23 protein-coding genes and 2 pseudogenes are annotated in these 23,327 nt (G+C 73.2%); 13 read left to right on the plus strand and 12 right to left on the minus strand.

The annotated features are described in order from the left end of the window. The first annotated feature begins 290 nt into the window (after positions 1 to 290). Positions 291 to 1,421 (plus strand): metallophosphoesterase, encoded by a 1,131-nt coding sequence (locus tag IO29_RS01945; RefSeq protein WP_051707182.1) that lies wholly within the window; start codon positions 291 to 293, stop codon positions 1,419 to 1,421. 30 nt (positions 1,422 to 1,451) lie between these two features. Here the strand turns inward: IO29_RS01945 and IO29_RS01950 are convergent, their stop codons facing one another. After that, positions 1,452 to 2,954, minus strand: coding sequence for a monooxygenase (locus IO29_RS01950; RefSeq protein WP_030377257.1), 1,503 nt, complete (start codon positions 2,952 to 2,954; stop codon positions 1,452 to 1,454). 58 nt (positions 2,955 to 3,012) lie between these two features. Between IO29_RS01950 and IO29_RS01955 the strand changes: the two genes are divergently transcribed. Continuing rightward, positions 3,013 to 3,675, plus strand: a complete 663-nt coding sequence (locus IO29_RS01955) for a TetR/AcrR family transcriptional regulator (protein WP_030377258.1) — start codon at positions 3,013 to 3,015, stop codon at positions 3,673 to 3,675. A 10-nt stretch (positions 3,676 to 3,685) separates the two neighbouring features. Here the strand turns inward: IO29_RS01955 and IO29_RS01960 are convergent, their stop codons facing one another. The 6 genes and pseudogenes from IO29_RS01960 to IO29_RS01975 form a co-directional block, all read right to left on the minus strand. Further along, positions 3,686 to 4,123, minus strand: coding sequence for a VOC family protein (locus IO29_RS01960; protein ID WP_030377259.1), 438 nt, complete (start codon positions 4,121 to 4,123; stop codon positions 3,686 to 3,688). Positions 4,124 to 4,360: 237 nt separating this feature from the next. Beyond that, positions 4,361 to 4,594: a hypothetical protein gene (locus IO29_RS39220; RefSeq protein ID WP_234307357.1), complete on the minus strand. Its 234-nt coding sequence runs from the start codon at positions 4,592 to 4,594 to the stop codon at positions 4,361 to 4,363. Between the two features lie 96 nt (positions 4,595 to 4,690). Further along, positions 4,691 to 4,873, minus strand: a pseudogene (locus IO29_RS40320) (alpha-L-fucosidase); the annotation flags it as partial. 55 nt (positions 4,874 to 4,928) lie between these two features. Beyond that, positions 4,929 to 5,690 (minus strand): annotated as a pseudogene (locus IO29_RS39225) (alpha-L-fucosidase); the annotation flags it as partial. 42 nt (positions 5,691 to 5,732) lie between these two features. Next, positions 5,733 to 6,473 carry an SDR family NAD(P)-dependent oxidoreductase gene (locus IO29_RS01970; protein ID WP_030377260.1) on the minus strand — a complete coding sequence of 247 codons (741 nt, stop codon included), beginning with the start codon at positions 6,471 to 6,473 and terminating at the stop codon, positions 5,733 to 5,735. Next, complete coding sequence (locus IO29_RS01975) at positions 6,470 to 7,306, minus strand: fumarylacetoacetate hydrolase family protein (protein WP_030377261.1); 837 nt, start codon at positions 7,304 to 7,306, stop codon at positions 6,470 to 6,472. The genes IO29_RS01970 and IO29_RS01975 overlap by 4 nt, the downstream gene beginning before the upstream one ends. A 123-nt stretch (positions 7,307 to 7,429) precedes the next feature. On the opposite strand from IO29_RS01975, the gene IO29_RS01980 reads away from it, so the two are divergent. Further along, entirely contained in the window at positions 7,430 to 8,728 is a 1,299-nt protein-coding gene (locus IO29_RS01980) for an enolase C-terminal domain-like protein (protein WP_030377262.1), read from the plus strand. After that, positions 8,725 to 9,663, plus strand: coding sequence for an aldo/keto reductase (locus IO29_RS01985; protein WP_030377263.1), 939 nt, complete (start codon positions 8,725 to 8,727; stop codon positions 9,661 to 9,663). The genes IO29_RS01980 and IO29_RS01985 overlap by 4 nt, the downstream gene beginning before the upstream one ends. Before the next feature lie 119 nt (positions 9,664 to 9,782). Here the strand turns inward: IO29_RS01985 and IO29_RS01990 are convergent, their stop codons facing one another. Further along, positions 9,783 to 10,235, minus strand: coding sequence for an amidohydrolase family protein (locus IO29_RS01990; protein WP_158709266.1), 453 nt, complete (start codon positions 10,233 to 10,235; stop codon positions 9,783 to 9,785). A gap of 51 nt (positions 10,236 to 10,286) precedes the next feature. Then, on the minus strand, positions 10,287 to 10,958 hold the full coding sequence (locus tag IO29_RS01995; RefSeq protein WP_030377265.1) for a FadR/GntR family transcriptional regulator: 672 nt from the start codon (positions 10,956 to 10,958) through the stop codon (positions 10,287 to 10,289). A 205-nt stretch (positions 10,959 to 11,163) separates the two neighbouring features. Here IO29_RS01995 and IO29_RS02000 point away from each other — a divergent pair, with 205 nt between their 5' ends. The 3 genes from IO29_RS02000 (at position 11,164) to IO29_RS02010 (ending at position 14,223) form a co-directional block, all read left to right on the plus strand. After that, positions 11,164 to 11,820, plus strand: a complete 657-nt coding sequence (locus tag IO29_RS02000; RefSeq protein ID WP_030377266.1) for a maleylpyruvate isomerase N-terminal domain-containing protein — start codon at positions 11,164 to 11,166, stop codon at positions 11,818 to 11,820. A gap of 193 nt (positions 11,821 to 12,013) precedes the next feature. After that, positions 12,014 to 13,528: a PepSY-associated TM helix domain-containing protein gene (locus tag IO29_RS02005; RefSeq protein WP_078618042.1), complete on the plus strand. Its 1,515-nt coding sequence runs from the start codon at positions 12,014 to 12,016 to the stop codon at positions 13,526 to 13,528. Continuing rightward, positions 13,525 to 14,223, plus strand: a complete 699-nt coding sequence (locus tag IO29_RS02010; RefSeq protein ID WP_030377268.1) for a DUF5134 domain-containing protein — start codon at positions 13,525 to 13,527, stop codon at positions 14,221 to 14,223. The genes IO29_RS02005 and IO29_RS02010 overlap by 4 nt, the downstream gene beginning before the upstream one ends. Before the next feature lie 55 nt (positions 14,224 to 14,278). Here IO29_RS02010 and IO29_RS02015 read toward each other — a convergent pair whose 3' ends face one another. Beyond that, on the minus strand, positions 14,279 to 14,941 hold the full coding sequence (locus IO29_RS02015) for a TetR/AcrR family transcriptional regulator (protein WP_030377269.1): 663 nt from the start codon (positions 14,939 to 14,941) through the stop codon (positions 14,279 to 14,281). Positions 14,942 to 15,000: 59 nt separating this feature from the next. Here IO29_RS02015 and IO29_RS02020 point away from each other — a divergent pair, with 59 nt between their 5' ends. The 3 genes from IO29_RS02020 (at position 15,001) to IO29_RS02030 (ending at position 18,488) form a co-directional block, all read left to right on the plus strand. Continuing rightward, complete coding sequence (locus tag IO29_RS02020; RefSeq protein ID WP_078618043.1) at positions 15,001 to 15,966, plus strand: SDR family NAD(P)-dependent oxidoreductase; 966 nt, start codon at positions 15,001 to 15,003, stop codon at positions 15,964 to 15,966. Between the two features lie 76 nt (positions 15,967 to 16,042). Next, on the plus strand, positions 16,043 to 17,422 hold the full coding sequence (locus IO29_RS02025) for an MFS transporter (protein WP_063738055.1): 1,380 nt from the start codon (positions 16,043 to 16,045) through the stop codon (positions 17,420 to 17,422). Between the two features lie 232 nt (positions 17,423 to 17,654). After that, positions 17,655 to 18,488 carry a PIG-L family deacetylase gene (locus IO29_RS02030; RefSeq protein ID WP_030377272.1) on the plus strand — a complete coding sequence of 278 codons (834 nt, stop codon included), beginning with the start codon at positions 17,655 to 17,657 and terminating at the stop codon, positions 18,486 to 18,488. Between the two features lie 69 nt (positions 18,489 to 18,557). Here IO29_RS02030 and IO29_RS02035 read toward each other — a convergent pair whose 3' ends face one another. Next, positions 18,558 to 21,347, minus strand: a complete 2,790-nt coding sequence (locus tag IO29_RS02035; protein ID WP_234307359.1) for an FUSC family protein — start codon at positions 21,345 to 21,347, stop codon at positions 18,558 to 18,560. After that, on the minus strand, positions 21,344 to 21,820 hold the full coding sequence (locus tag IO29_RS02040) for a MarR family winged helix-turn-helix transcriptional regulator (RefSeq protein ID WP_030377274.1): 477 nt from the start codon (positions 21,818 to 21,820) through the stop codon (positions 21,344 to 21,346). The genes IO29_RS02035 and IO29_RS02040 overlap by 4 nt, the downstream gene beginning before the upstream one ends. Before the next feature lie 166 nt (positions 21,821 to 21,986). On the opposite strand from IO29_RS02040, the gene IO29_RS02045 reads away from it, so the two are divergent. The 3 genes from IO29_RS02045 to IO29_RS02055 all read left to right on the plus strand — a co-directional run bounded on the left by IO29_RS02045 (position 21,987) and on the right by IO29_RS02055 (position 23,318). Continuing rightward, on the plus strand, positions 21,987 to 22,172 hold the full coding sequence (locus tag IO29_RS02045; RefSeq protein WP_030377275.1) for a hypothetical protein: 186 nt from the start codon (positions 21,987 to 21,989) through the stop codon (positions 22,170 to 22,172). Beyond that, entirely contained in the window at positions 22,169 to 22,480 is a 312-nt protein-coding gene (locus tag IO29_RS02050) for a hypothetical protein (RefSeq protein WP_030377276.1), read from the plus strand. Before IO29_RS02045 ends, IO29_RS02050 begins: the two co-directional genes overlap by 4 nt. Before the next feature lie 109 nt (positions 22,481 to 22,589). Beyond that, positions 22,590 to 23,318: an MgtC/SapB family protein gene (locus tag IO29_RS02055; RefSeq protein ID WP_030377277.1), complete on the plus strand. Its 729-nt coding sequence runs from the start codon at positions 22,590 to 22,592 to the stop codon at positions 23,316 to 23,318. Positions 23,319 to 23,327 lie beyond the last annotated feature (9 nt).

The following is a 23,327-nucleotide window of genomic DNA, read 5'->3' on the forward strand; positions in this document are numbered from 1 at the left end:
CCCTCGTCCCGCATCCGCAGGGCATTCTTACTGGCCCACTGTCGGAGACGTGGGCCGGCGGGGAGAACAACAAAAATTCGCGCACGGGCCGGCCGTTGTCCACAGGGGTGCCCGGCGGCGCGCGCGAGGGGCGAAGATGGAAGCGTTCATTGGGCTGTGAGTGGGTGTGGGGTGGGAACGTGACGGACGTACGGACCGGGCCGGCCGGGGGAGAGGACGCCGCGGTCGCCGGCGCGCCCTCCGACGAGCAGGGCGCGGCGGAGGCCCCGGCAGGCCGGTGGCGTGGGTGGATCGGCCGGGCGCTGGTGCTGCTCGCCGTGCTCACCTCGCTGTTCTTCCTGCCGTGGTGGGTGCTGCTGGCGTCCGGCGCCAGGTGGCCGGTCCCGGTCGTCGTCGGCGGCGGAATCCTGTGCGCGGCGGCCGAGTTGGCGTTCCCGGTGGTGATGGCCCTGGGGCACGGCCGGCGTCAGCTCGACCGGGCGGCCCGTACGGCCGACACCACCCTCGGCGTGGTCTGGGTCCTGTTCGTGTGGTCCGCCCTCGGCGGTGTGCTGCGGATCGCCCTGGCCGTCGCCGGGGCCGGGGGACAGCAGACGGCCAGGGCGGTGTCCGTCGCGATCGCGGTCGTCGCCGCGGCCCTTCTGACGTGGGGTTACGTGGAGGCCATGCGGGTGCCCCGCATCCGGCGGGTGGAGGTGACGATCCCCCGGCTGGGCCCCGGCCTCGACGGGACCCGCGTGGTCGTCCTCGCCGACACCCACTACGGGCCCATCGACCGGGCCCGCTGGTCGACGCGGGTCGCCGACGCCGTCAACGCCCTGGAGCCCGACATCGTCTGCCACGCGGGCGACATAGCCGACGGCACGATCGCCCGGCGCCGGGAGCAGGTCGCGCCCCTGGGCACCGTCCGGGCCCGGCTGGCCAGGGTCTACGTCACGGGCAACCACGAGTACCACGGGGAGGCGCAGGGCTGGCTCGACCTGATGAGCGGCCTCGGCTGGGAGGCGCTGCACAACCGTCATCTGACCGTCGAGCGCGGCGGCGACCGGCTCGTCCTCGCGGGCGTGGACGACCGCACCGCCGCCTCCTCCGGGCTGACCGGGCACAGCGCCGACCACGCCACCGCGCTGGCGGGCGCCGAGCCCGGCCTGCCGGTGCTGCTCGTCGCCCACCAGCCCAAGCAGGTGGCCCAGGCCGTGGCCGCCGGCGTCGACCTCCAGGTCTCCGGCCACACCCACGGCGGGCAGATATGGCCCTTCCACTACCTGGTACGGCTCGACCAGCCCGTGGTGCAGGGGCTGAGCCGCCACGGCGACCGGACCCAGCTGTACACCAGCCGGGGCGCGGGCTACTGGGGGCCGCCGTTCCGGGTCTTCGCACCGAGCGAGATCAGCCTGCTGGTGCTGCGGTCGTCCTCGTGAGGCCCGGCTCCGCTCCCTGACGAGGCGCTTTCACACCCCCGCCCAGTCGGCCAGTGCGGCCTTCCGCTCGGCCTCCCGTTCGTCCGGGTCGCCGGTGCGGGAGGCCCAGGCGAGGTGGCTGTCGGGGCGCACCAGGACCTCGTGGACCCCGCGCAGGCCGGCGTGGTCGTCGTACGCCGTCGCGTGCACGGCGGTGACGCGTGGATGCGTCTCCCGGACGGGCCGTCGCTGCCCGTCGCCCGTGAGCTCGATCCGTACGAAGCGGCCCGGGACGAGGAGTTCATGGACCCGGGTGGTCCCCGACTCCGCCGTGGTCAGCGCGATGTCCGGCATCCGGCGGCCCACCAGCGGGTCGGCTCCCGGCGGCGGCGCGTACACCGTGCCGATTCCGGAGGTACGGTCGGCGAGGAGGCGGTTGACCCCCTCGATGCCGAGGAGTTCGTCGAACAGTGAGCGCAGGGCCGTACCGGCACGGCGGTACTCCGGTACCAGCGACAGTTCGGCGAGAAGCGTCTGGACCACCGTGTTCTCGGTGACCGCACGGCCGACCGGCCGGCGCTCGGCGTCGTAGCTGTCCAGCAGCCCCGGGCCGGACCGGCCGCCGATCTCGGCGGCCAGCTTCCAGCCCAGGTTCATCGCGTCCTGGAGCCCGGTGTTGAGGCCCTGCCCGGCCGCCGGGAAGTGGATGTGCGCGGCGTCGCCCGCCACCAGGACACGGCCCTGGCGGTAGCGGTCGGCCAGGCGGGTGGCGTTGCCGAAGCGGGACAGCCAGCGCGGGTCGGCGATGCCGTGGTCGTGGCCGCAGAGCCGGAGCAGTGCGGCCCGGAACTCCTCGAGGGTGACCGGCTCGCCGGACGGCACGCGCATCCGGGCGGGGTCGACGCAGACGACCCGGGTCAGCCCGCCCTCCAGCGGGACCGCGAGGATGCCGGCCGCCTCGGCCGCCGCGCGTGCCTCGGGCGGGGCGTCGTACACCGCGAAGTCGCCGAGTATGCCCGTGAGGGACTCGTCGGTGCCCGGGAAGCCGATGCCGGCGGCCTGCCGTACGGTGCTGCGTCCGCCGTCGCATCCCACGACGTACAGCGCCGTCGCGGTGGTGTCGCGGCCCGCGTCGTCACGGAGTTCGAGGCGGACCCCCTCCGCGTCCTGGGTGAGGCCCCGCACCTCGTGGCCGCGGTCGATCCGCACGCCCAGCTCCCGGGCCCGCTGCTCCAGCAGGGCCTCCGTGCGGAGCTGGGGCAGGAACAGGGTGTACCCGTGGCGGGTGTCCAGTGCCCGGAAGTCCAGCCGGGTGTGCAGGGCCGCGAAGTGCCAGCCCGGCACGGTGCTGCCCGCGGCGAGGAAGCGCGGGGCGAGCCCGCGCATGTCCAGCACCTCCATGCTGCGCGGGTGCAGCGTCAGGGCCCGGGAATGCGGTGACGGCTCCCGGCGCCGCTCCACGACGCGGGTCCGTACGCCCGCCAGGGCCAGTTCGCCGGCGAGCATCAGACCGGTCGGCCCGGCGCCGACGACGATCACTTCTGCTTCCGTCATGGCATGCCTCCTTTAGTGAACGTTGTTCACGTGAACGGCGTTCACTATAGTGAGGGTCATGTCTTCGATGTCAACCGCGGGCCGGGGCCGGCCCGCACGGCTGGACCGGGCCTCGACCGTCGCCACCGCGCTGGAACTGCTGGACGACGTCGGTCTTGAGGCGCTGACGATGCGCCGCCTGGCCGACCGGCTGGGTGTCCAGGCGGGCGCGCTCTACCGGCACTTCACGACCAAGCAGGACCTGCTGACGGCCATGGCCGAACGCATGTTGCGACCGCTGGCCGAACCACTGCCGGAGCCGGAGGGGACCGCAGACTGGGCCGGGCGGCTGACGGCGCTGGCCCACACCATGCGCCGCGCCCTGCTCGCCCGCCGCGACGGCGCCCGGGTCTTCGGCGGCACCCACACCACCGGCCCCCACACCCTGGCCTTCGCCGAAACCGCCCTAGGCGCACTGCGCGAGGCCGGCCTGCGCGACGAGGACGCGGCCCGCGCCTTCCTGACCCTCGTCAACTACGTCCTCGGCCACACGCTGGAGGAACAGGCCGCGCTCTCCGGCACCCCCGAGGACACCGGAGCGGTCGGACGCCTGCGGGACGCCACGACGCCCGGAGCACACCCGCACCTCACGGCCGCACTCCCCGCGCTGACGAGCCCGGACTTCGACGCCCACTTCGCCTTCGGCCTCCGCGTCCTCGTCGAAGGCCTGCGCCACCTGTGAGGCTCCTGCCTCAGCCCTTCCTCAGCTCCTCGGCGAGCATCACGATGATGCCGCTGGGGCCGCGGACGTAGGTGAGCTTGTAGATGTCCTCGTAGGTCGCCACGCCGCGGAGCGGATGGCAGCCGTGCCTCGCGGCCGTTTCGAGGGCCGCGTCGATGTCGTCGACGGAGAAGGCGACACGGTGCATGCCGATCTCGTTGGGACGCGTGGGCTCCGACTCGATCGCCTCGGGATGGAGGTACTCGAAGAGTTCGAGGCGACCGTGCCCGTCCGGGGTCTGGAGCATCGCTATCCTCGCGTGGTTGCCGTCGAGGCCGACGGCGGTGTCGGTCCACTCCCCACTGACCGTGTCCCGGCCGAGGACGGTCAGACCGAGGTCGGTGAAGAAGGAGATCGCCGCTTCGAGGTCACGGACGGCGATGCCGACGTTCTCAAGTCTGATGCCCATGGACCGCATGCTAGTGACCGGGCCGTGTTCTCGCCGGACACCCGGGCGAGAACACGGCCCGTGATTCCCGTGGGAGGCCGGCACGGACTTGCGGGCGGGGAAGTCAAGCGAGGGTTGTGTGCGAGTCGTTGATGATCCAACCGTCTCGAACGGAGCACGGAGGGCTGCCAGCAGCCTGCTGCCGTGGCTTGAGCATTGACGAACCTTCCCACGCCCGGCGCACCCTCCGCCCGGTCGTCAGCGCAGCGGCACGTCGACCCGCGCCGGCCCGGCCGGGGCCGGTTCCCCGGGCGTCACGACGAGCGTGCCGTCGACGACCTCGGTGCGGGCACCCGTGGCGGCGGTCAGGTCCACGGCGTCACCGTCCGCGTCGAGCGTGACGCGGACGCCCGCCGGTGCGTCGACGAACGCGTGGGCGTGACCGTCCGTGCGGGTCCAGCGGACCCAGGGTTCGTCGGAGGGGCGGGCCACGTCCCTGCCGAGGGGCCGCGACCCGAAGACCGCGTCGCCGTGGACGCGGTTCCAGGCGCCGAGTGCCTCAAGGGTGCGGCGCTGGACCGGGGGGACCTCGCCGGAGGCGGTGAGGCCGATGTTGAGCAGCAGGTTGCCGCCGCGCGAGACGACGTCCAGGAAGTGGCGGATCGCCTCCGGCCCGCTCAGCGAGTGGGACGCGTCCTCCAGTCGGTTGTAACCGAACGAGAAGCCGACGCCCCGGCAGTTCTCCCCAGGCGCCGTCGCCCTCGCGCTCACGGTCCTGTTCGTACTCGCTGGTGCGGAAGTCCCAGTGCGTGTCGCCCCAGCGGTCGTTGACCACTCCCTCCGGGCGGGCGGCGTAGAAGCGGCGCAAGAGTTCGACGAGGCTCTTGCCGCCTCCGGCCTTGCCCGCGTCGGGGTACTCGATGTCGCCCCACAGCAGTTCCGGCCGGTACCTCTCGATGAGGTCGGCGACATGGCCGAAGGCGTAGTCGGCGTAGGCCCGGTCTCGCGGGCGCACGGAGTCGTCGATGTGGCGGACGAGGGGCGGGGCGGGGGCGAAGTGCCAGTCGAGGCCGCCGGAGTAGTACACGCCGAAGCGGATGCCCCGGCGTGCGGCGGCGTCGTGGAACTCGCCGACCAGATCGCGCCCGGGGCCCCGGCGGACGGTGTTGCGGTCGCCGGTCCCGGGGGCGTCCCAGAGGGTGACGCCGTCGTGGTGCTTGGTGGTGGGCACGAAGTAGCGGGCACCGGTGGCGGCGACGAGGTCCATGACGGCGTCGGCGTCGAACGCCTCGGCCCGCCACGCGTCGAGGAACGTGTCGTAGTCGGCCCCGCCGTAGGTCTCCTGGTGGTGCCGGCGGGCCGGACTGCCGTCGATGCGGACGGTGTTGGCGTACCACTCGGCGTACGGGTTGCGCCGGAACCACTCCTCCTCGTCCTCGACGCTGCCGAACGCCCCGACGGGCTCGGCCCAGGCCGGCACGGAGTACGGGCCCCAGTGGACGAAGATGCCGAGCTTGGCGTCCCGGAACCAGGCCGGTGTCTCCCGGGCGAACCGCCGGTAGAGCGGCGGGCGTTCGGACATGGTCATGGCGGGGAGTCCTTTCCGTGACGCGTACCGGGCGAAGCAGGGTCAGCGGCGCGGCCTGAGCCCCGACATCCCGCCGTCGACCTCGACGACCGTGCCCGTCGTCGAGCCGGCGCGGGGACTGGCCAGATAGGCGACCGCGTCGGCGACCTCCGCGGCCTCCACCAGACGTCCGTGCGGCTGCCGGGCGTCCAGGGCGGCGCGCTCGGCCACCGGGTCCGCGGCGGAGTCCAGCAGCCGGGTCACCCACGGGGTCGCCGCGGTGCCGGGACTGACCGCGTTCACCCTGATCCCCTCGCGCACGTGGTCCGCCGCCATCTGGAGCGTCAGCGAGTACAGCGCGCCCTTGCTCGCCCCGTACAGCGCACGCTCCGGAAGCCCCGCGCGCGCCGCGACGGAGCACATGTTGACGATCGCCGCGCAGGGGGACCGGCGCAGCCACGGCAGCGCCGCCCGGCTGACCCGGACGGCCCCGAGCACGTTGACGTCCAGCACGCGGTGCCACTCGTCGTCGGAATTGTCGGCCACCGTCCCCTGGGCGCCGATCCCCGCGTTGTTGACGACGACGTCGATCCCGCCGAAGGCCTCGGCGACACGTGCCACCGCCGCCCGCACCTCCTCGTCCCTGCCGACGTCCACCCGGTGCGCGTCGGGGTCGCCCTCGGGCGGGTTCAGGTCCAGTACGGCGACCCGCGCACCCTCCTCGCGCAGTCGGGCGACGATCGCCGCGCCGATCCCCGACGCGCCGCCGGTGACCAGGGCCCTGACGTTCTCGAAACCGGTCACCGGGTCACCTGGCGCTGCCGGCCGAGTCCGTCGATCTCGAGTTCGACGACGTCACCGGGGCGCAGATAGGGGAAACGGCCGGACAGGGCGACACCCTCGGGTGTGCCGGTCAGGACCAGATCACCCGGCTCCAGGACCAGGAACTGGCTGAGCCGCCACACGATCTGGCCGACGTCGAAGATCATGTCGGAGGTGCTGGAGTCCTGGCGCGGCTCGCCGTTCACCCAGCTGCGCAGCCGCAGCGCGCCCGGGTCGATCTCGTCGGCGGTGACCAGCCAGGGGCCGACGGGGGAGAAGCCGGGGAAGGACTTGCCCTTGCCCCACTGGCCCCCGGACCGCTCGATCTGCCACTCGCGCTCGGAGACATCGTTGGCCAGCGTGTATCCGGCGACGTGTGCGAGCGCCTCGGCCGGCGAGCCGAGGTAGCTCGCCCGGCGGCCGATCACCACGCCGAGCTCCACCTCCCAGTCGGTCTTCACGCTGCCCGGCGGGATGGCGAGGTCGTCGTCGGGACCGGCAACGGTGTTCGGGGTCTTGAGGAACACCACCAGGTCCTTCGGGGGCTCGGCCCCGGACTCGGCGGCGTGGGCGGCGTAGTTCATCCCCACGCAGACGACCGCGGAGGGCCGGGCGACCGGCGCGCCGATCCGCTGTCCCGCGCGCTCGATCCGCGGCAGGCCCCCCGCGCGCACCGCGGCGGCGACACTCTCCAGGGACCGCGACAGGAAGGCCCCGTCGATGTCGTCCGTGAGGGCCGACAGGTCGAGGTAGTGGTCCTCGGCGACGACGACCGGAATCTCCCGGCCGGCCTCCCCGATCCGTGCGAGCTTCATCAGACCCCTTCCGCAATCGGATTCCGGACATCGGCTCTCGGCCCCTACGACACGTGAGCCGACGGCACCCTACCAGTTGACCCCAGGATTGATCCGATGTTTGGATGCGTCCCGGGAGGGCCCATGACCACGATCACCTCCGTCTCCACGGCGGACGTCCGCTTCCCGACCTCCGCGTCGCTCGACGGCTCCGACGCCATGAACCCGGACCCCGACTACTCGGCCGCCTACGTCGTCCTCCGCACCGACGCGCCCGACGGCCACGAGGGACACGCCTTCGCCTTCACCATCGGCCGCGGCAACGACGTCCAGGTGGCCGCCGTCCAGATGCTGGAGGGCCACCTCGTCGGACGTGAGGTGGAACCGCTCCTCGACGACATGGGCGAGGCATGGCGGATCCTGGCCCACGACTCCCAACTGCGCTGGCTGGGCCCCGAGAAGGGCATCATGCACATGGCCGTCGGCGCGGTCCTCAACGCCCTGTGGGACCTCAGGGCCAAGCGGGCCGGACTGCCGCTCTGGCAACTGCTGGCCCGGATGTCCCCCGAGCGGATCGCCGACCTCGTCGACTACCGCTACCTCACCGACGCCCTCACCCGCGACGAGGCCCTCGCCCTCCTGCGCCGCGCCGAACCCGGCCGGGCCGTACGCGAACAGGACCTCCTGGCCGACGGATACCCCGCCTACACGACCAGCCCCGGCTGGCTCGGCTACTCCGACGGAAAACTCGCCCGTCTGTGCCGCGAGGCCCTCGACGCCGGATTCCCGCAGATCAAACTGAAGGTCGGCGCCGACCTCGACGACGACATCCGACGTCTGCGGCTCGCCCGCGAGATCTGCGGCGCCGGCTACCCCATCGCGGTCGACGCCAACCAGCGCTGGGACGTGGCCGCCGCCGTCGAGTGGATCCGCGCCCTCGCGCCCTATGACCCGGCCTGGGTGGAGGAACCCACCAGCCCCGACGACATCCTGGGCCACGCCGCCATCGCCCGCGCCATCGCCCCCGTCCCGGTGGCCACCGGCGAACACGTGCACAACCGCGTCATGGTCAAGCAGTTCCTCCAGGCCGGAGCCGTGCAGATCCTCCAGATCGACGCGGCCCGCGTCGGCGGCGTCAACGAGAACATCGCCCATCTGCTGCTCGCCGCGAAGTTCGGCATCCCCGTCTGCCCGCACGCCGGGGGCGTGGGCCTGTGCGAGGCCGTCCAGCACCTGTCGATGTTCGACTTCGTCGCCGTCTCCGGCACCAGGGAAGGACGCATGATCGAATACGTCGACCACCTCCACGAACACTTCGTCACCCCCGCGGTGATCCACAACGGCCGCTACCGTGCCCCCACCGCCCCGGGCGCCGGAACCGAGATGCGCGCGGCCTCGCTCGCCGCACACCGCCGGCCCACCGGAACGGAAGCCGCCGCATGACCGGCCGGCTCGGCTTCGGAGGCGCACCCCTCGGCAACCTTTACCGCGAGGTGTCCGACGAGGACGCCCGCGCCGTACTGGAGGAGGCCTGGGCGGGCGGCATCCGCGACTTCGACACCGCTCCCCACTACGGACTGGGCCTCGGCGAGCGCCGCCTCGGCGCGTTCCTGCGCGAAAAACCCCGCGACAGCTACCGCCTGTCGACGAAGGCCGGCCGCCTCATCGTGCCGAACACCGGGCGCCGGCACGGCACCGACGAGGCGGGCGGGTTCCTCGTGCCCGACGACCACGTACGGCACTGGGACCCCAGCCCGGACGGCATCCGGCGCAGCCTCGACGACTCGCTGGAACGGCTCGGCGTGGACCGTGTCGACACCCTCTTCCTCCACGACCCCGACGTCTACGGCCTCGACGAAGGGCTGCGGCAGGGGCTGCCCGCACTCGCCCGCCTGCGGGAGGCCGGACTGGTCGACGAGATCGGAATCGGCGTCAACAGCGTGGCGGCGGCCGTCCGCGCGGTCCGCGAGGGCGACCTCGACGTCGTCATGATCGCCGGGCGGTACACCCTGCTCGAACAGCCCGCCGCCGCCGAACTCCTGCCCCTGTGCCAGGAGCGCGGGGTACGGGTCCTCGCGGTCGCGGTGTTCAACTCGGGGCTCCTCGCCTCCGACGATCCCGCCACGGCCCACTACAACTACGGCCCCGTACCGCCCGAACTCGCCGCCCGCACCGAACGGTTGCGCGAGACCTGCGCCCGCTTCGGCGTCCCGCTGCCCGCCGCCGCCCTCCAGTACCCGCTGCACCACCCGGCGGTGGACCAGGTGGTCGTGGGCACGGCGAGCCCGGCCGAAATGCGCGCCAACCTCCGGCACATGAGGACCGAGATCCCCGACGGACTGTGGGAGACGCTGCGTGAGGAACGGCTGACCCCCTGAGCAGACAGCGCTTGGGGCCGAACAGGTCGAGGGCCGCGCGGAGCAGGTCCGGGCCGTGCCGTCGCAGGCTCCCCGCGTCGCGGACCTCGGTGGGCAGCCTGCCGAGGGCGGTGACCCCGTCACCGAAGCGGGCCAGGAGACGATCGAGGGCGTCCGACCGCGTCCGACCGCGTCCAGCGCGCACAGGCGTCGAGGACGAGCCGGGCGCGGCCCACCTCGGCGAGTCCCGCGCGCGGCGCGGGTGCCGCGAGCCGCTCGCCGGGCAGGTCCTGGAGCAGTTGGCGGACCCCGCGCACGGACGGCGGCGCGGCCGCCCGCTCGATCCGTTCGCCCGCGTCGGGCGCCTCCGGGCCGGCCGCCACGACCCTCCCCGCCGGCCCGGGCCGGTCCAGCCCCGCGACCCAGCGGGCCTCGTCGAGGGCCCTCTCGGGAGTGACGTCGGCCTCGACGAACCCCCGGCGCGTCACCGAGCCGTCGGCGTCGTCGATGTCACCCGGCGGCCTCGGCCGGTCCAGCACCGTACCGGCGATCCAGTCGTACCGCAGCCGACGGGGGGTCCCAGATGTGCACATCCGCGTCGATCACCTCTGCGACGCGGCTGCCGGACCGAGGAGCGACACGCGTCAGCGGGCCCTGCGGAGCCAGTGCTCCACGCCGGAGACATGGACGAACATCAGCGCCTGGGCGAGTTCCGCGTTCCGCTGCCGCAGGGCGTCCAGGATGCCGCGGTGCTCGTCGATCGTGCGGGCGACCGAACCGTCCTCGGTGATGCCGCGCCAGACGCGGGCGCGGACGGTGTCGCCGGACAGGGAGTCGAGGAGACTCGTCAGATAGGCATTGCCGGTCGCCTCGGCGATCGCGTGGTGGAACGCGATGTCGTGGGCGACCAGGCTCTCCACGTCGGCGTCCGCACCGACGTCCGCGAGCCGCTGCTCGATCGCGGCCAGCCGCTCGTCGGTGATCGAGTGGCACGCGAGCGCGGCCGCCTGCGGTTCGAGCATCCGCCGTACCGCGAGGACCTCCAGGACCGAGTCGTCCCGGTGGAGGTCGACGACGAAGGACATGGCCTCGAGCAGCAGCCGCGGTTCGAGACTGGTGACGTAGGTCCCGTCACCGCGCCGCACGTCCAGAACCCGGATGACCTCCAGCGCCTTCACGGCCTCGCGCAGCGAGTTGCGCGACAGTCCGAGCGCCTCGCTCAGCTCCTTCTCGGGAGGCAGCCGGGACCCGGGCGAGAGCTCGCCCGAGACGATCATTTCCTTGATCTTGAGAATAGCCGCGTCGGTGACCGCCATACGGCCCACTCTAGCCAAAATGATCCGACGTCTCGGTGTGCGTGCGCGCCGGACGGTCTCGGCAGGAAGGGAGCCGCCGGGTGGGCGCGTCCCTGGGTCCGTCCGTACGGAGGCTGCCACCGTCAGGAGTGCCTCTGACCGCCCGCAAGACATCCGATGTCCCGTCCGCTTGTCCACCGCTCCGGGGTCGGCCTACCGTGCCCTGATGGATCTCTTCTCGCGCTCCTGGACAGCACTGCTCGCAGCGGTCGCCGAACTGCCGGAGGAGGACTTCGAGCGTCCGTCCGGCTGCGCCGGCTGGCGCGTGCGGGACCTGGTCTGCCACCTCGTCATCGACGCCCAGGACGTACTGATCACCCTCGTCACGCCCGCCGGTACCGAACCGACCGCGGACGCGGCCACCTACTGGACCCTCCTGGACGAGCCGCCGACCGGCGAGGACCCCCTCGACGCGCTGATCCCGCGGCTGGCCGCCGCCTACGGCCCGCCGCGGTGGCTGACGTTCCACCTGGACGACGTGGGTTCCGCCGCGGGCCGGGCCGCACGACTGGCCGACCCCGCCCTCCGCGTCAGCACGCAGGAGAAAGTGCTGACCGTCGGCGACTACCTCTCCGCGTACGTACTCGAATGGACCCTGCACCACCTCGACCTCATCGCGCACCTGCCCTCCGCCCCCGAGCCGCCCGCCGAAACCCTCGCCGCGGCGCGCGCCCTGCTGGAGCGCATCGCCGGGGCCCCGTTTCCCGCCCGGTTCTCCGACAAGGACGCCCTGCTGATCGGCACCGGGCGTCGCACACCGACCGACGCCGAGACGGCCACGCTGTCCGGCCTCGCCGCCCGCCTGCCGCTCATCCTCGGCTGACGACGTTCCGGTGACCGGAGGCCGGAAGCGTGGCCAGGTGTGCGGACGGGGCTGACCCGGCGGGTCGACTCCACGGCAGGGGCGTGACCCCGGTCACATACGGCGCCGGGAACTTCCTCCCTTCCCGCTCCGACTCCTGTGCTGCCGTCGCCGAAACGGTCGGCCGCGGCAGCGGTGGGGAGAGGAGTCGCGGATGCCCGAGACAGGGACACAGCCGGGGGTGGGGGCCGCGCCGGCGGCGGAGTCCGTGCCAGAGGCGGATGCCGCGCCGGTGGCGCGGGCTGCTGCCGTCAGCCCCGATGCCGAGGTGGGTGCACTGCCGTCGCCGCGGTCGGCCGGGGAACCGGCCGCCGTCCCCGCGCCCGCCGTGCCGGGACCATGGAGCGGACTGCGGCCCCTGCTGCTGCGGCTGCACTTCTACGCCGGTGTCCTCATCGGCCCGTTCATCCTCGTCGCCGCCGTCACGGGACTCGCCTACACCGTCACGCCGCAGGTCGAGTCGATCCTGTACGACCACGAGCTGAAGGTGACGCCCCACGGCGGCGCCGAGCCGCTCGCCGCCCAAGTGGCCGCCGCGCGGCGGGCGGTGCCCGGCGGCACCCTGGTGTCCGTGACCAAGGGCGCCGGGCCCACCGACTCCACCCGTGTCACCTTCGACAAGGACGGCCTGCCCGAGGGCTACACGCTCACCGCCTTCGTCGACCCGTACGACGGCGAAGCCCTCGGCGAACTGCGGACGTCCGGCCAGTGGCTGCCCGCCCGGGCCTGGCTCGACGATCTGCACCGCAATCTGCACCTGGGCGACTTCGGCCGCAACTACAGCGAGATCGCCGCGAGTTGGCTGTGGATCGAGGTACTCGGCGGTCTCGCCCTGTGGGCCGGCACCGCACGCAACCGCAAGCGGCTGCGCCGGCTGCTGCTGCCGCGCGGGGGTCCCAAGGGCCGCCGGCGCACGCTCTCCTGGCACGGCGCGGTCGGCCTGTGGGCCTCCGTCGGCCTGCTCGCCCTGTCCGCGACCGGCCTGACCTGGTCCGCGCACGCGGGCGCCGGTATCGGGCGGATCCAGGACTCCCTGGGCGGCAGCACACCCTCGGTCTCCACCGTGCTGCCCGCCGCCACCGGCGCGGAGCAGGGCGGGGGAGAGAGGCGCGAGGACGTCGGCATCGACGCGGTCGTCGCCTCGGCCCATGACGCGGGCCTGGTCGGCGTACTCGTCGTCACCCCGCCCGCCGACGCGGACTCCGCGTACACCGTGAAGGAGAACACCCGCAGCTGGCCCGAACAGCAGGACGTGGTCGCCGTCGACCCGGCCACCGGAAAGGTGACGCACAAGCTCGACTTCGACGACTTCCCGCTGCTCGCCAAGATGACCTCCTGGGGCATCAACGCGCACATGGGCCTGCTGTTCGGCCTCGCCAACCAGATCGTCCTCGCGCTGCTCGCCCTCGGCGTGATCGGGATGACGCTGTGGGGCTACCGCATGTGGTGGCTGCGCCGGCCGATCCGCGCGCGGGGCCTCACCGCCGGCCGCGCGCCGGTGCGCGGGGCCTGGCGCCGGGTGCCCGGCCGGGTCCTCGCGCCCCTGGTCGTGGCGGCCGCGGTCATCGGTTACTACGTGCCGTTCTTCGGTCTGCCGCTGCTCCTGTTCGTCCTGGTGGACGTGACGGTGGGCGCGGTGCGGCGGCGTCGGGCGGGGGTGGCGGCGTGATCGCGGCGACCGGACTGCGCTGGATCCTGACCCTGCTGTTCGCCGTGTCCGCCGCCCATGGGGTGTGGCGGGCCGTACTGCCGGGCACGGCGGTCACCGCGCGGGTGGACCACGCGCTGCACGTGGCGATGAGCGTGCTGATGGCGGCGATGGCCTGGCCGTGGGGCATGGACCTGTCGGCCGGGCCGCAGGTCGTGCTCTTCTCGGCGGGCGCGCTGTGGTTCCTCGCCGCCGCCCCCTTCCGTCCCGGCGACCGCACCCGGCGCGGGGCGGTGCTCGCCGCGTGGCCGCATGTGCTGATGATGGCGGCCATGGCCTGGATGGTGGCGGCGATGGCCTCCTCCGGCGCGATGGCGGGCGGCTCCGGCGGGGGCAGCATGGAGGGCATGGACATGGGCGACGGCTCGGGGCTCGCCGCCATGACCCTGACCGGTACGGGGCCGAGACTTGCGGCGGGCGTCCTCGCCGCCGCGTTCACGGGGCTCGGCCTGGTCTGGCTGGCCCGCGCGCTCGACCGGGCCCGCGCCCTGGAACCGGCGGTCCGGCCGGGCGGGACAGGCACGACGGGCGCGGCTGCTGTTGCGGTCACGGCGGCCGGGGCGCCGGGCGAGGGCGCTGCCGTCGCCCTGGGACTCGGCTGCCATGCGGCGATGGCGCTGGGGATGGCGGTGATGTTCGTGCTGCTCGTCGGGTAGCGCGGACGCGCCGGGCCGGTGGCCGCCGCACCGGATCCGGTGCGGCGGCGGCACGCTATGCGTCCGCGTCGCCGGTGATCCCCCGGAGCAGCCCGCCCAGGACCCGGCGCAGCCGGGGCTCCACCTCCACCACGGCGTGCGCGAGCCGGGGGTCCTCGCGGTAGAGCGCCTGGATGTGCGGGCCCGGCGTCGCCATCTGCCACAGGGCGCCGGCCAGGCTGGTGGCCGTCGCGATGACGTCGACGGCCCGCTCCTCGTCGAGGCCGAGCAGCCGGCCGAGTTCCGCGCCGATCCGTGCGACCTCGTCGAGGGTGACGAGCTTGAAGGCGCGCACCGACTCCACCGACACGTTCCGTTCCAGGTTGAGGGGCGCCTGGGCGAGCAGATCGCAGAACAGGGGTCGGGCCGCCAGCGTGGCCGCGAGCACCTCGCCGACGCCCTCCGGCGTGCCGTGCGGCAGCTCGCGCAGCCGGTCGCACAGCTCCGCGGACCACTCCCGCCATCCCTCGGCGGTGATCCTGAGGAAGATCTGCTCCCGCGTCTCGAAGTAGCGAAGCAGGGCGGACTTGTGCATGCCCACGGCGGCGGCGATGTCGGTGAGGGTGATCTCCCGGATGCCTCGCTCGGCGCCGAGCGCGCGGGCCGCTTCGAGGATCGCCGCTTCGCGCTGCTGCTTGGCCTGTGCGCTGCGGGCGCGCTGGAATCCGGACGCGGTCATGGCCCCATCGTAGAGCAACGCTGTTGCGCTATTAACGCAACGGTGTTTCACTAAATGGCATGGAACCTCAGCAACGACAAGAGCGACAAGAGCGGCAGAATCGTCAGGAAGGACAGGACCGTCAGGAAGGACAGGAAGGGCAGGCTCACGCCCCACGGGTCTGGTTCGTCACCGGCTCCTCCCGCGGCCTCGGCCGCGCCCTGGTCACCGCCGCGCTCGACGCGGGCGACCTCGTCGCCGCCACCGCCCGCCGGCCGGAGCAACTGGACGACCTCGTACGGAAGTACGGCGAGGACCGGGTCCTCGCGCTCCCGCTCGACGTCACCGACGGCGCCGCCGCACGGACGGCCGTCGACGCGGCGCTCGGCCACTACGGACGCATCGACGTGCTCGTCAACAACGCCGGGTACGCCAACGTCTCGCCCGTCGAGACCACGGACGACGACGACTTCCGCACCCAGTTCGAGACCAACTTCTGGGGCGTCTACCACGTCACCAGGGCCGCGCTGCCGGCCCTGCGCGCCCAGGGCGCCGGGACGGTCGTGCAGATCTCCTCGGTCGGCGGCCGCGTGGGCGGCTCGCCCGGGATCGCGTCCTACCAGGCCGCCAAGTTCGCGGTAGACGGATTCTCCCGCGTGCTCGCCGCGGAGACGGCGCCCTTCGGGGTGCGCGTCATGGTCGTCGAACCGAGCGGCTTCGCCACGGACTGGGCCGGCTCCTCGATGACCGTGCGGGACATCCCCGCCCCGTACGAGGAGACCGTCGGCCTGATGAACCGGCGCGTACGGCAGAACGACGCCGGAGCCGCCGGCGACCCGCAGCGCGCCGCACGGATCATCGTCGAGGCGGCCGGTCGCGACAATCCCCCCTCGCACCTGCTGCTCGGCGTCAACGCCGTGGAGATGGCGCGGGGCTACTCCCGCCGCCAACTCGCCGAGGCGGCCGCCTGGGAGAAGGTAAGCCGCTCGGCCGACTTCGCGGAGCCGTACCCGGCCCCGTTCCCGCCGGACGAGGCGCCCGCATAAGGGGACGCCGTCGACCAACTCGGCGGCGGGCAGCGGAAATGCGCGGCGGGCCGGGAGCTCACGGCATGATTCCTCCGTGGCTTCCACGCATGACGCCCCGGACCGGCCCCCGGCCCGCCGGGGGCGACTCGCCCACCCCGGCTTCCGGTCGCTCTGGATCGGCGAGACCGTCAGCGGACTGGGCAGCAGCATCACCGTGGTGTCCGTGCCGCTGATCGCGGTCGTGACGCTGCACGCCGACTCCACCGCCGTCGGTCTGCTCGCCGCGGCGGTGTGGGTGCCCTGGCTGCTGGTGGGGCTGCCCGTGGGCGCGTGGGTGGATCGCGTGCGGAAACGGCCACTGATGATCGCCTGCGATCTGGTGTCCGCCGCGGCGCTGACGAGCGTCCCCCTGGCGGCATGGTCCGGCGCGCTCACCCTCGCGCACATGGTCCTCGTCGCGCTGGTCTGCGGTACCGCGGCGGTGTGTTTCCACACCGCCTACCACTCGTACATACGGATCGTGCTCGACGGCCGGGGACTGCTGGCGGGCAACGCCAGGCTCCAGGGCGGCGAGGCCGCCGCGCAGCTCGCCGGGCCGGGGGTGGCGGGGATGGTCACCCAGGCGTTCGGCGCGGTCGCCGCGCTCGTTGCCGACGCGACGACCTTTCTGGTCTCCGCGTTCTGCCTCACACGTATCCGGGTCGCCGAACCGGACCGAGCCCCCGGCGTGGACCGGCCACCGCTCCGACGGCAGATCGCCGAAGGGCTCGGCTTCGTGGGCCGGGACCGGTACCTGCGGCCGATGGTCGCCTGGGGCGCCGTCGTCAACATGGCGCTGATGGGGTACCAGGCGGTCCAGGTCGTGTTCCTGGTCCGCACCGTCGGGCTGGACCCGGCCATGGTCGGGCTGCTGCTGACCAGCGGCAGCGCCGGCGGCGTCGTCGGCGCGTCGGTGGCCACCAGGGTGAGCCGGCGCATCGGCACCGGACGCGGACTGCTCCTTCTGCAACTCGCCACCGCGCCGTTCGCACTGCTCCTGCCGATGACCACCGCCGGGCCGGGGCTGCTGCTGTTCGCGGCGGGATCCTTCCTCGTCGGGACCGGCGTCTCCGTGGCCAACGTCGTGGTCGGCAGCTTTCGGCAGAGCTACTGCCCGCCGCATCTGCTCGGCCGGGTCGTGGCCACGGCCGCGGTGATCAACCACAGCACCATCCCGCTCGGCTCCGTGCTCGGCGGGCTGCTCGGCGACGCCGTGGGGTACCGGCCGGCCATGTGGATCACGACGGGTGTCGTCGCACCCAGCTGGCTCGTCCTGGCCTGGAGCCCGATGCGCCGTGTACGCGACCTCCCACACGCCGGCGACCTCCCGCACACCGACGGTCTCCCGTCCGCCGACGATCTTCCGTCCGCCGACGGTCTTCCGTCCGCCGACGCGCTGCCATGCCACGAGGAGTCCAACAAGCCCTCCCTGTAACCTCGTTCACATCGGACGCCGAGGTTCGCAAGGCCCGGCCGCCGCCCCGGGAACAGCCGGTCCCGTCGGTGCTGTTGCACCCGCGGGGGGCCGGCGCCGTACGGGCGGGAACCACGCGGACCACGTGGTTGTCCGTTCCCACAGGGTCCGATCCCCGCAGGAACCCGCGGCACGCCCGCCGCACACTCGGACCAGTACGTACTTTTTCCGCGATCGCAGGAGGACTGTTTCCATGACTGACCGGCCCTTGACGCTCATGGCAGTACACGCCCACCCCGACGACGAGGCCACCGGCACCGGAGGCATCCTCGCGCGGTACGCGGCGGAAGGCATCCGCACGGTCCTCGTGACGTGTACCGACGGCGGTTGCGGTGACGGACCGGGAGGCGTCAAGCCGGGCGATCCCGGCCACGACCCGGCGGCGGTCGCCCTGATGCGCCGCAAGGAACTCGAGGCGAGCTGCGAGGTCCTGAAGATCAGCGATCTGGAAATGCTGGACTATGCCGACTCCGGGATGATGGGCTGGGCGACCAACGACGCCCCCGGATCCTTCTGGCAGACCCCGGTGCAGGAGGGCGCGGCCCGGCTCGCGGAACTCATGCGGCAGTACCGTCCCGATGTGGTCGTCACCTATGACGAGAACGGCTTCTACGGCCACCCCGACCACATCCAGGCCCACCGCATCACGATGGCGGCACTGGAGATAGCCGGGCCGGTGCCGAAGGTGTACTGGACCACGATGCCCCGCTCGGGGATGCGGCGGTTCGGCGAGATCATGCGCGAGTTCGGTGAGGACATGCCCGAGCCGGACCCCGCCGAGGCCGCCGCGATGGCCGAGATCGGCCTCCCCGACGACGAGATCACCACGTGGGTCGACGCGACCGGGTTCAGCGACCAGAAGTACGACGCCCTGGCCGCGCACGCCAGCCAGGGCGAGAACATCTTCTTCCTCAGGATGGGCAAGGAGAGGTTCGGCGAACTGATGGGCGTCGAGACGTTCCTGCGCGTCCGGGACACCACCGGCGCGACCGTACCGGAGAACGACCTCTTCGCCGGCCTGCGCTGACCCGCCCACCCGCCTGGCCGCCACCGGGCGGGCAGACGGGGCCACGCCCCGGCCACGCGCGCGCCCTGTCTACAGGCGGACGTCCAGCCGCCGGCCGTCCCGTGTGGTCCGCACCATGACGGACTCGGCGCGCGGGGCGTGGCCGGTGGCCGAGACGACCAGCGTGTACGAGCCCGGCCGCAGGCGGAGCCCGTAGTCGCCGTCCTCGGTGTATGTCCGGGCGACCCGCCGGCCACGTGCGTCGATGACGGTGATGCGGGCGGAGCAGCCGCCGGGGTGGGCGGCGCAGCGTACCGAACCGGCGAGATGCGACATGGCCGTGTCGGCCGGGTCGAGGGCCCCGGCAGTCCCGGTGACCCTGGCAGCCCCGGTGATCCCGGCAGTCCCGGTGTGCCCGGCGGTTCCGGTGCGGCGTACGCCGCTGTCCGCTCCGCCCGCCGGCTGTGTCCGTCCGGCGCCGGGCTCCACGGTGAGGCCGCACTGCTCCGCGAACGCGGCCAGCGTCGTGTCGAGCGCCTCCAGCTCGTGCAGGGCGGTCCGCAGCCGTCGGGCGCGGGGGCCGGGCACGGCGGACCACGCTCCGTCCCGCAGCTCACGGACGTACGGGGTGACGGGGCGCCAGACACCCTGGGCCGTGCCGTTGGCGAGGTGGTGGTCGAGCGCGCGCAGCGAATCGGTGAAGGTGCGCGTGATGAGCCGGAGGCGCTCGGACAGGCTCGCCGAGAGGTCGATGTCGATGTCGGCGGCGGACGCCAGCGCCCGGGCGTGTCCCGCGGCCGTGGTCAGCAGCGCCATCCGGTGGTGCGGCTCGCGCCCGCGGACCCCGAGCGGCATGCGCACCACCGGCCGGGACGCCTCCGTCACCTCGAACAGCGCGGCGTCGACGGCCCGTGCCGCACCCCGCAGCCGTACCGGACTGTCCGGTTCCGCCCAGCGGGTCGCCACCTGGGTGAGGAGCGTCTGCACCGCCTGGACGTACCCGTGCTCGGCCTCGCGGACGACGGTCCGGGTGGACAGGGGGAAGATCAGCGCGGCGCACGCCGACGCCACCAGGATGCCGATGCCGTTGTCGACGAGCCGTTCGCCGAGCAGGTGGTCCATCGCACTGTCCGGCGTGGTCAGCCCGTACAGCTGCACCAGGGCGACGACCAGTCCGGTGGTCCACAGCGCGTAGGCGCGCTGCATGCCCCAGGAGCCGAAGGAGAGCCCGAGGACGATGACGGCCAGCGTCCAGTAGATGTGCTGGTGGCCGGTCCAGTGCAGCAGGAGCACCCCGAGCACGGCGCCGGCGGCGGTGCCGGCCATGCGGTGGCCGAACTTGCGCAGCCGTTCGTGGGTGGTGCTGGTGCCGAACAGCGTGATCATCACGCCGACCAGGCCCCAGTAGAAGCGCTGCGGATCGATGGCGTCGGCGATGGGGCAGACGACGGCGGCGGCCACCGCCGCGTGCAGCGGGGCGCGCACGAAGGGCACCACGCGCTGCCATCCGCTCTCCGTACGGGCGGTGAGCGCACGCCGCATCGGCGCGGCCGAACCGGGGATCCGGTTGTTCTCCAGCGCCACGGCGGGCTCGAAGGGCACCGCGGCGGGGGCGTGCGGGGTCCGCCGGCCCAGCGCCAGCCAGCCGGTGAGGGAGTCGGCGAGGGAGTCCATGAGTTCGGCCACCCGGCGGGCGAGGGCGGCGCACTCGGCGTCCCGGGGATCGGCCGCCGGGTCCCGCAGGATGACGTCGGCCTGCTCGCGGATCGTCTCCACGGCGGGCCGCAGACCGCTCGCCCGGTCCGGCGGGGTGTCCCGGGCCAGCAGCAGCCCCACCGCCAGCGCCCGGCGCAGCCCTTCGGGCGGCGACTGCGCGGCGAGCACCTGGACCGCCTGGCTGATCCCGCGCAGGGCCAGCTCCGCGTCGAACAATCGCCGGTGCAGCAGCTCGGCCACGACGGGGTCGGCCGCGGCCTCGGGCTGCGCGAGGCGCGCGTCGATCGTGAGGGTGACGACGTTCAGCCGGCGCAGCGAGCGGTTGGTCCGGCGCTCGACCCGCCGGGGGTCGGCGTCCGGGTCGAGGGCGTCGACGGTGGCGTCGGCCAGACGGCGGGCCTCCACGACGAAGGCCCGCTGCGTGCGGAGCAGGTCCTCCCGGGGCATCGGATAGCACAGCAGCAGCCGGGTGGCCAGCACCGCCGCGGCGGACACCAGGGCCACCGTGAACGCCTTGCCCATCATGGCCGTGGGGATCGGCACGATGGTGCCCACCAGCAGGCCGTTGAACAGCATCATGCCGGTGAGCAGCGCCAGGGGGCCGAACCGGGCGAGCAGGAAGGTCAGGGCGAGCGCGGCGACGTTGAGGCAGATCTCCAGCGTGCGGTCGCCGTGCAGGAGCGCGGCCAGCCAGAGCACCGCCGTGTAGGGGAACGGCATCCACAGGATGAATCCGGTGAGCTGCTTCCAGGTGTTGCCGGACACCGCGAAGGCGCTCATCAGGCCCATCATCCCGGCGACCATCATGGCGATCATGGCGGGCAGACCGAGGGCCCGGCCCATGCCGTAGCCGACGGCGAGGGCGGTGACCATGGCGACCAGCGTCCGCCAGCCCGCCTGCAACTGCCCGAGCCCGGGATCGGCGACCAGCACCCGGTCCCACCACCGGTAGGGACCGGCCACCCGCCGGGGCGCCACGTCGGACACGGCACCGGAGGGCCCGCCTTCCGCGGCACTGGACGGCCGGTTCACCGTGGTGTCGGCGGCCGGGCCTCCCGCGGTGGCGGCGGGCCGGTCCTGTGTGGCGTCGGCGGACCGGCTTCCCGCGGCTCGGTCCCCCGTGGTGTGGTCGGCGTCCTGCCGGGCGGTTCCTGGGCTGGTCAAGTGGTCTCCGGTTCCATGGCTTCGGCGAGGGTGGCGACGGCCCGCCGGGCGTCGTACACCGTGCGCTCGCAGGCGTCGACGGTGGGGGAGTGCAGCGCGGTCAGCAGGGCGGCGGCCATCCGCTGCCGCCCCTGTTCGAGCAGTCGGCGGCCGGTGGGGGTGAGTTCGGTCTCCACCGCGCGCCGGTCCGCCGTGCAGCGCCGGCGGACGACGAGGCCACGGTCCTCCAGCTTCTGCAACAGGACGGTGACCTGCGGCTGGACCATTCCGGTGCGCGCGGCGACCTCGGTCACCCGCAACGGCCCGGCCTCCAGCGCGTCGAGCAGGGATGCCTCGCTGCGCGTCAGCCCGTAGTCACCGGCGCGGAACAGCGCCCGGGAGAGCCGGGAGAGGTCGCGCAGCATGCCGTGTGCCGCGCCTTCGATGCGGCGGGCGTCCGCGAGGGCGCCGTCACCGCCCGAAAATACATGCATATGGAAATTATATAGCGCGGGAGCGGCCCTCCGGTCCGGGCCGAGAGAGGAGGCCGTCACATGACTTTCCGGAAACGTGTCGAGACGAGTGCCGGGTGAACGACTGTTCGGGAGCAACCGACCGCACTGCTTCCCCGAAGTCACCGATGACGCTAGATTTGACACCATGAGTGCCATCACCTTGCGCATCCCCGACGCCATGGACAAACCGTTGCGTGACGCGGCCGCCGGTGCGCCGTCGTTGAACGACTACATCATGCGAGCCGTGCGCCGGCAGATGACGCTCGACGCCGCGCGCAAGCTCGCCTCGATCGCGCCGCTCGACCTCGCGGGCGAGGGCGACGCCCTGTGACCATTCGCAAGGGGGACGTCTGGGATGTCGACACCGGCAAAGGGACCCGCACGGTGCTCGTCGTCAGCCTCGACGGCCTCGCCGAGGCGTACCACGCGGTCGTCGTCCTGGTGCTGCACGCCCCCGCCCAGCACCCCGACACGGCGATGAGCGTGCGCCTGACCACCCCGGTCGACGCCTCCCTCGTCGCCGTGAACCTGCTCCAGCTCTCCGCCCTCCGCTTCGAGACCGCCACCCTGCACGGCAACATCGGCCCCGAGCAGCAGGAACTCGTCGACAACGCGCTCCGGGCGGTCCTCGACCTGTAGCGGGCCCGAGCCGCACCGGCCGCCCGCACCGGCACGGCCCGGCCCACCCGCGGAACAGAAATGACGGTCGATTCCCCGGGGAAGGGACAGTGCCTGGAGGGAGGTGGCCATGACCGCGCTCGCGGTTCCGCTGTGGGACGTCGACAACGGTCAGGGGCTGCGGCAGCTGTCCGAACTCGGCCTCGCCCTGCTGCTGTCGGGCCTGATCGGCTGGGAGCGGGCGGCGCGGCAGAAGAGTGCCGGTCTGCGCACCCACACGCTCGTGGGCATCGCCAGCGCCCTGATGATGGAGGTGTCCCAGCACGGCTTCACCAACGTGCTCGGGCTGGACAACGTCTCCTTCGACCCGTCCCGCGTGGCCGCCCAGATCGTCTCCGGCATCGGCTTCATCGGCGGCGGCCTGATCTTCGTACGACGGGACGCGGTGCGCGGCCTGACCACCGCCGCGACCATCTGGCTGACCTGCGCGGTCGGCATGGCCTGCGGCGGCGGACTGCCCATCCTCGCCCTGGCCGTCACGGCCGTGCACTTCGTGGTCGTACGCGGCTACCCCCGGCTGGCCGCGCGCCTGCTCCCCGGCACCGCCTCCGCCTTCGAACTGCGCATGACCTACCGCACCGGCACCGCCCTGCTGCCCCAGCTGATGGAAACCTGCACCCGGCGCGGCTTCCGCATCCTCCAGGTACGCGTCGACCGCCTCCCGGGCCGCGCCGACCCCGCCGCCCGCGTCCTGCTCGAACTGGAGGGCTCCGCCGACACCGGCACGCTGACGTCCGAACTGTTCCACAACGACGGCGTGATCGACATCGAGATGACCGCCACGGACGACGACGGGTAGCGCCCTCGG

The organism is Streptomyces sp. NRRL F-6676, from assembly GCF_000725625.1.
In the GTDB taxonomy this organism is placed as follows: Bacteria; Actinomycetota; Actinomycetes; order Streptomycetales; family Streptomycetaceae; genus Streptomyces.

Coding starts and splice junctions, on each gene's coding strand:
- IO29_RS01950 (WP_030377257.1), bottom strand. CDS start 2,954: ATGACGGAAGCAGAAGTGATCGTCGTCGGCGCCGGGCCGACCGGTCTG.
- IO29_RS01955 (WP_030377258.1), top strand. CDS start 3,013: ATGTCTTCGATGTCAACCGCGGGCCGGGGCCGGCCCGCACGGCTGGAC.
- IO29_RS01960 (WP_030377259.1), bottom strand. CDS start 4,123: ATGGGCATCAGACTTGAGAACGTCGGCATCGCCGTCCGTGACCTCGAA.
- IO29_RS01975 (WP_030377261.1), bottom strand. CDS start 7,306: ATGAAGCTCGCACGGATCGGGGAGGCCGGCCGGGAGATTCCGGTCGTC.
- IO29_RS01980 (WP_030377262.1), top strand. CDS start 7,430: ATGACCACGATCACCTCCGTCTCCACGGCGGACGTCCGCTTCCCGACC.
- IO29_RS01985 (WP_030377263.1), top strand. CDS start 8,725: ATGACCGGCCGGCTCGGCTTCGGAGGCGCACCCCTCGGCAACCTTTAC.
- IO29_RS01990 (WP_158709266.1), bottom strand. CDS start 10,235: ATGTGCACATCTGGGACCCCCCGTCGGCTGCGGTACGACTGGATCGCC.
- IO29_RS01995 (WP_030377265.1), bottom strand. CDS start 10,958: ATGGCGGTCACCGACGCGGCTATTCTCAAGATCAAGGAAATGATCGTC.
- IO29_RS02000 (WP_030377266.1), top strand. CDS start 11,164: ATGGATCTCTTCTCGCGCTCCTGGACAGCACTGCTCGCAGCGGTCGCC.
- IO29_RS02005 (WP_078618042.1), top strand. CDS start 12,014: ATGCCCGAGACAGGGACACAGCCGGGGGTGGGGGCCGCGCCGGCGGCG.
- IO29_RS02015 (WP_030377269.1), bottom strand. CDS start 14,941: ATGACCGCGTCCGGATTCCAGCGCGCCCGCAGCGCACAGGCCAAGCAG.
- IO29_RS02020 (WP_078618043.1), top strand. CDS start 15,001: ATGGAACCTCAGCAACGACAAGAGCGACAAGAGCGGCAGAATCGTCAG.
- IO29_RS02030 (WP_030377272.1), top strand. CDS start 17,655: ATGACTGACCGGCCCTTGACGCTCATGGCAGTACACGCCCACCCCGAC.
- IO29_RS02040 (WP_030377274.1), bottom strand. CDS start 21,820: ATGCATGTATTTTCGGGCGGTGACGGCGCCCTCGCGGACGCCCGCCGC.
- IO29_RS02045 (WP_030377275.1), top strand. CDS start 21,987: ATGAGTGCCATCACCTTGCGCATCCCCGACGCCATGGACAAACCGTTG.
- IO29_RS02055 (WP_030377277.1), top strand. CDS start 22,590: ATGACCGCGCTCGCGGTTCCGCTGTGGGACGTCGACAACGGTCAGGGG.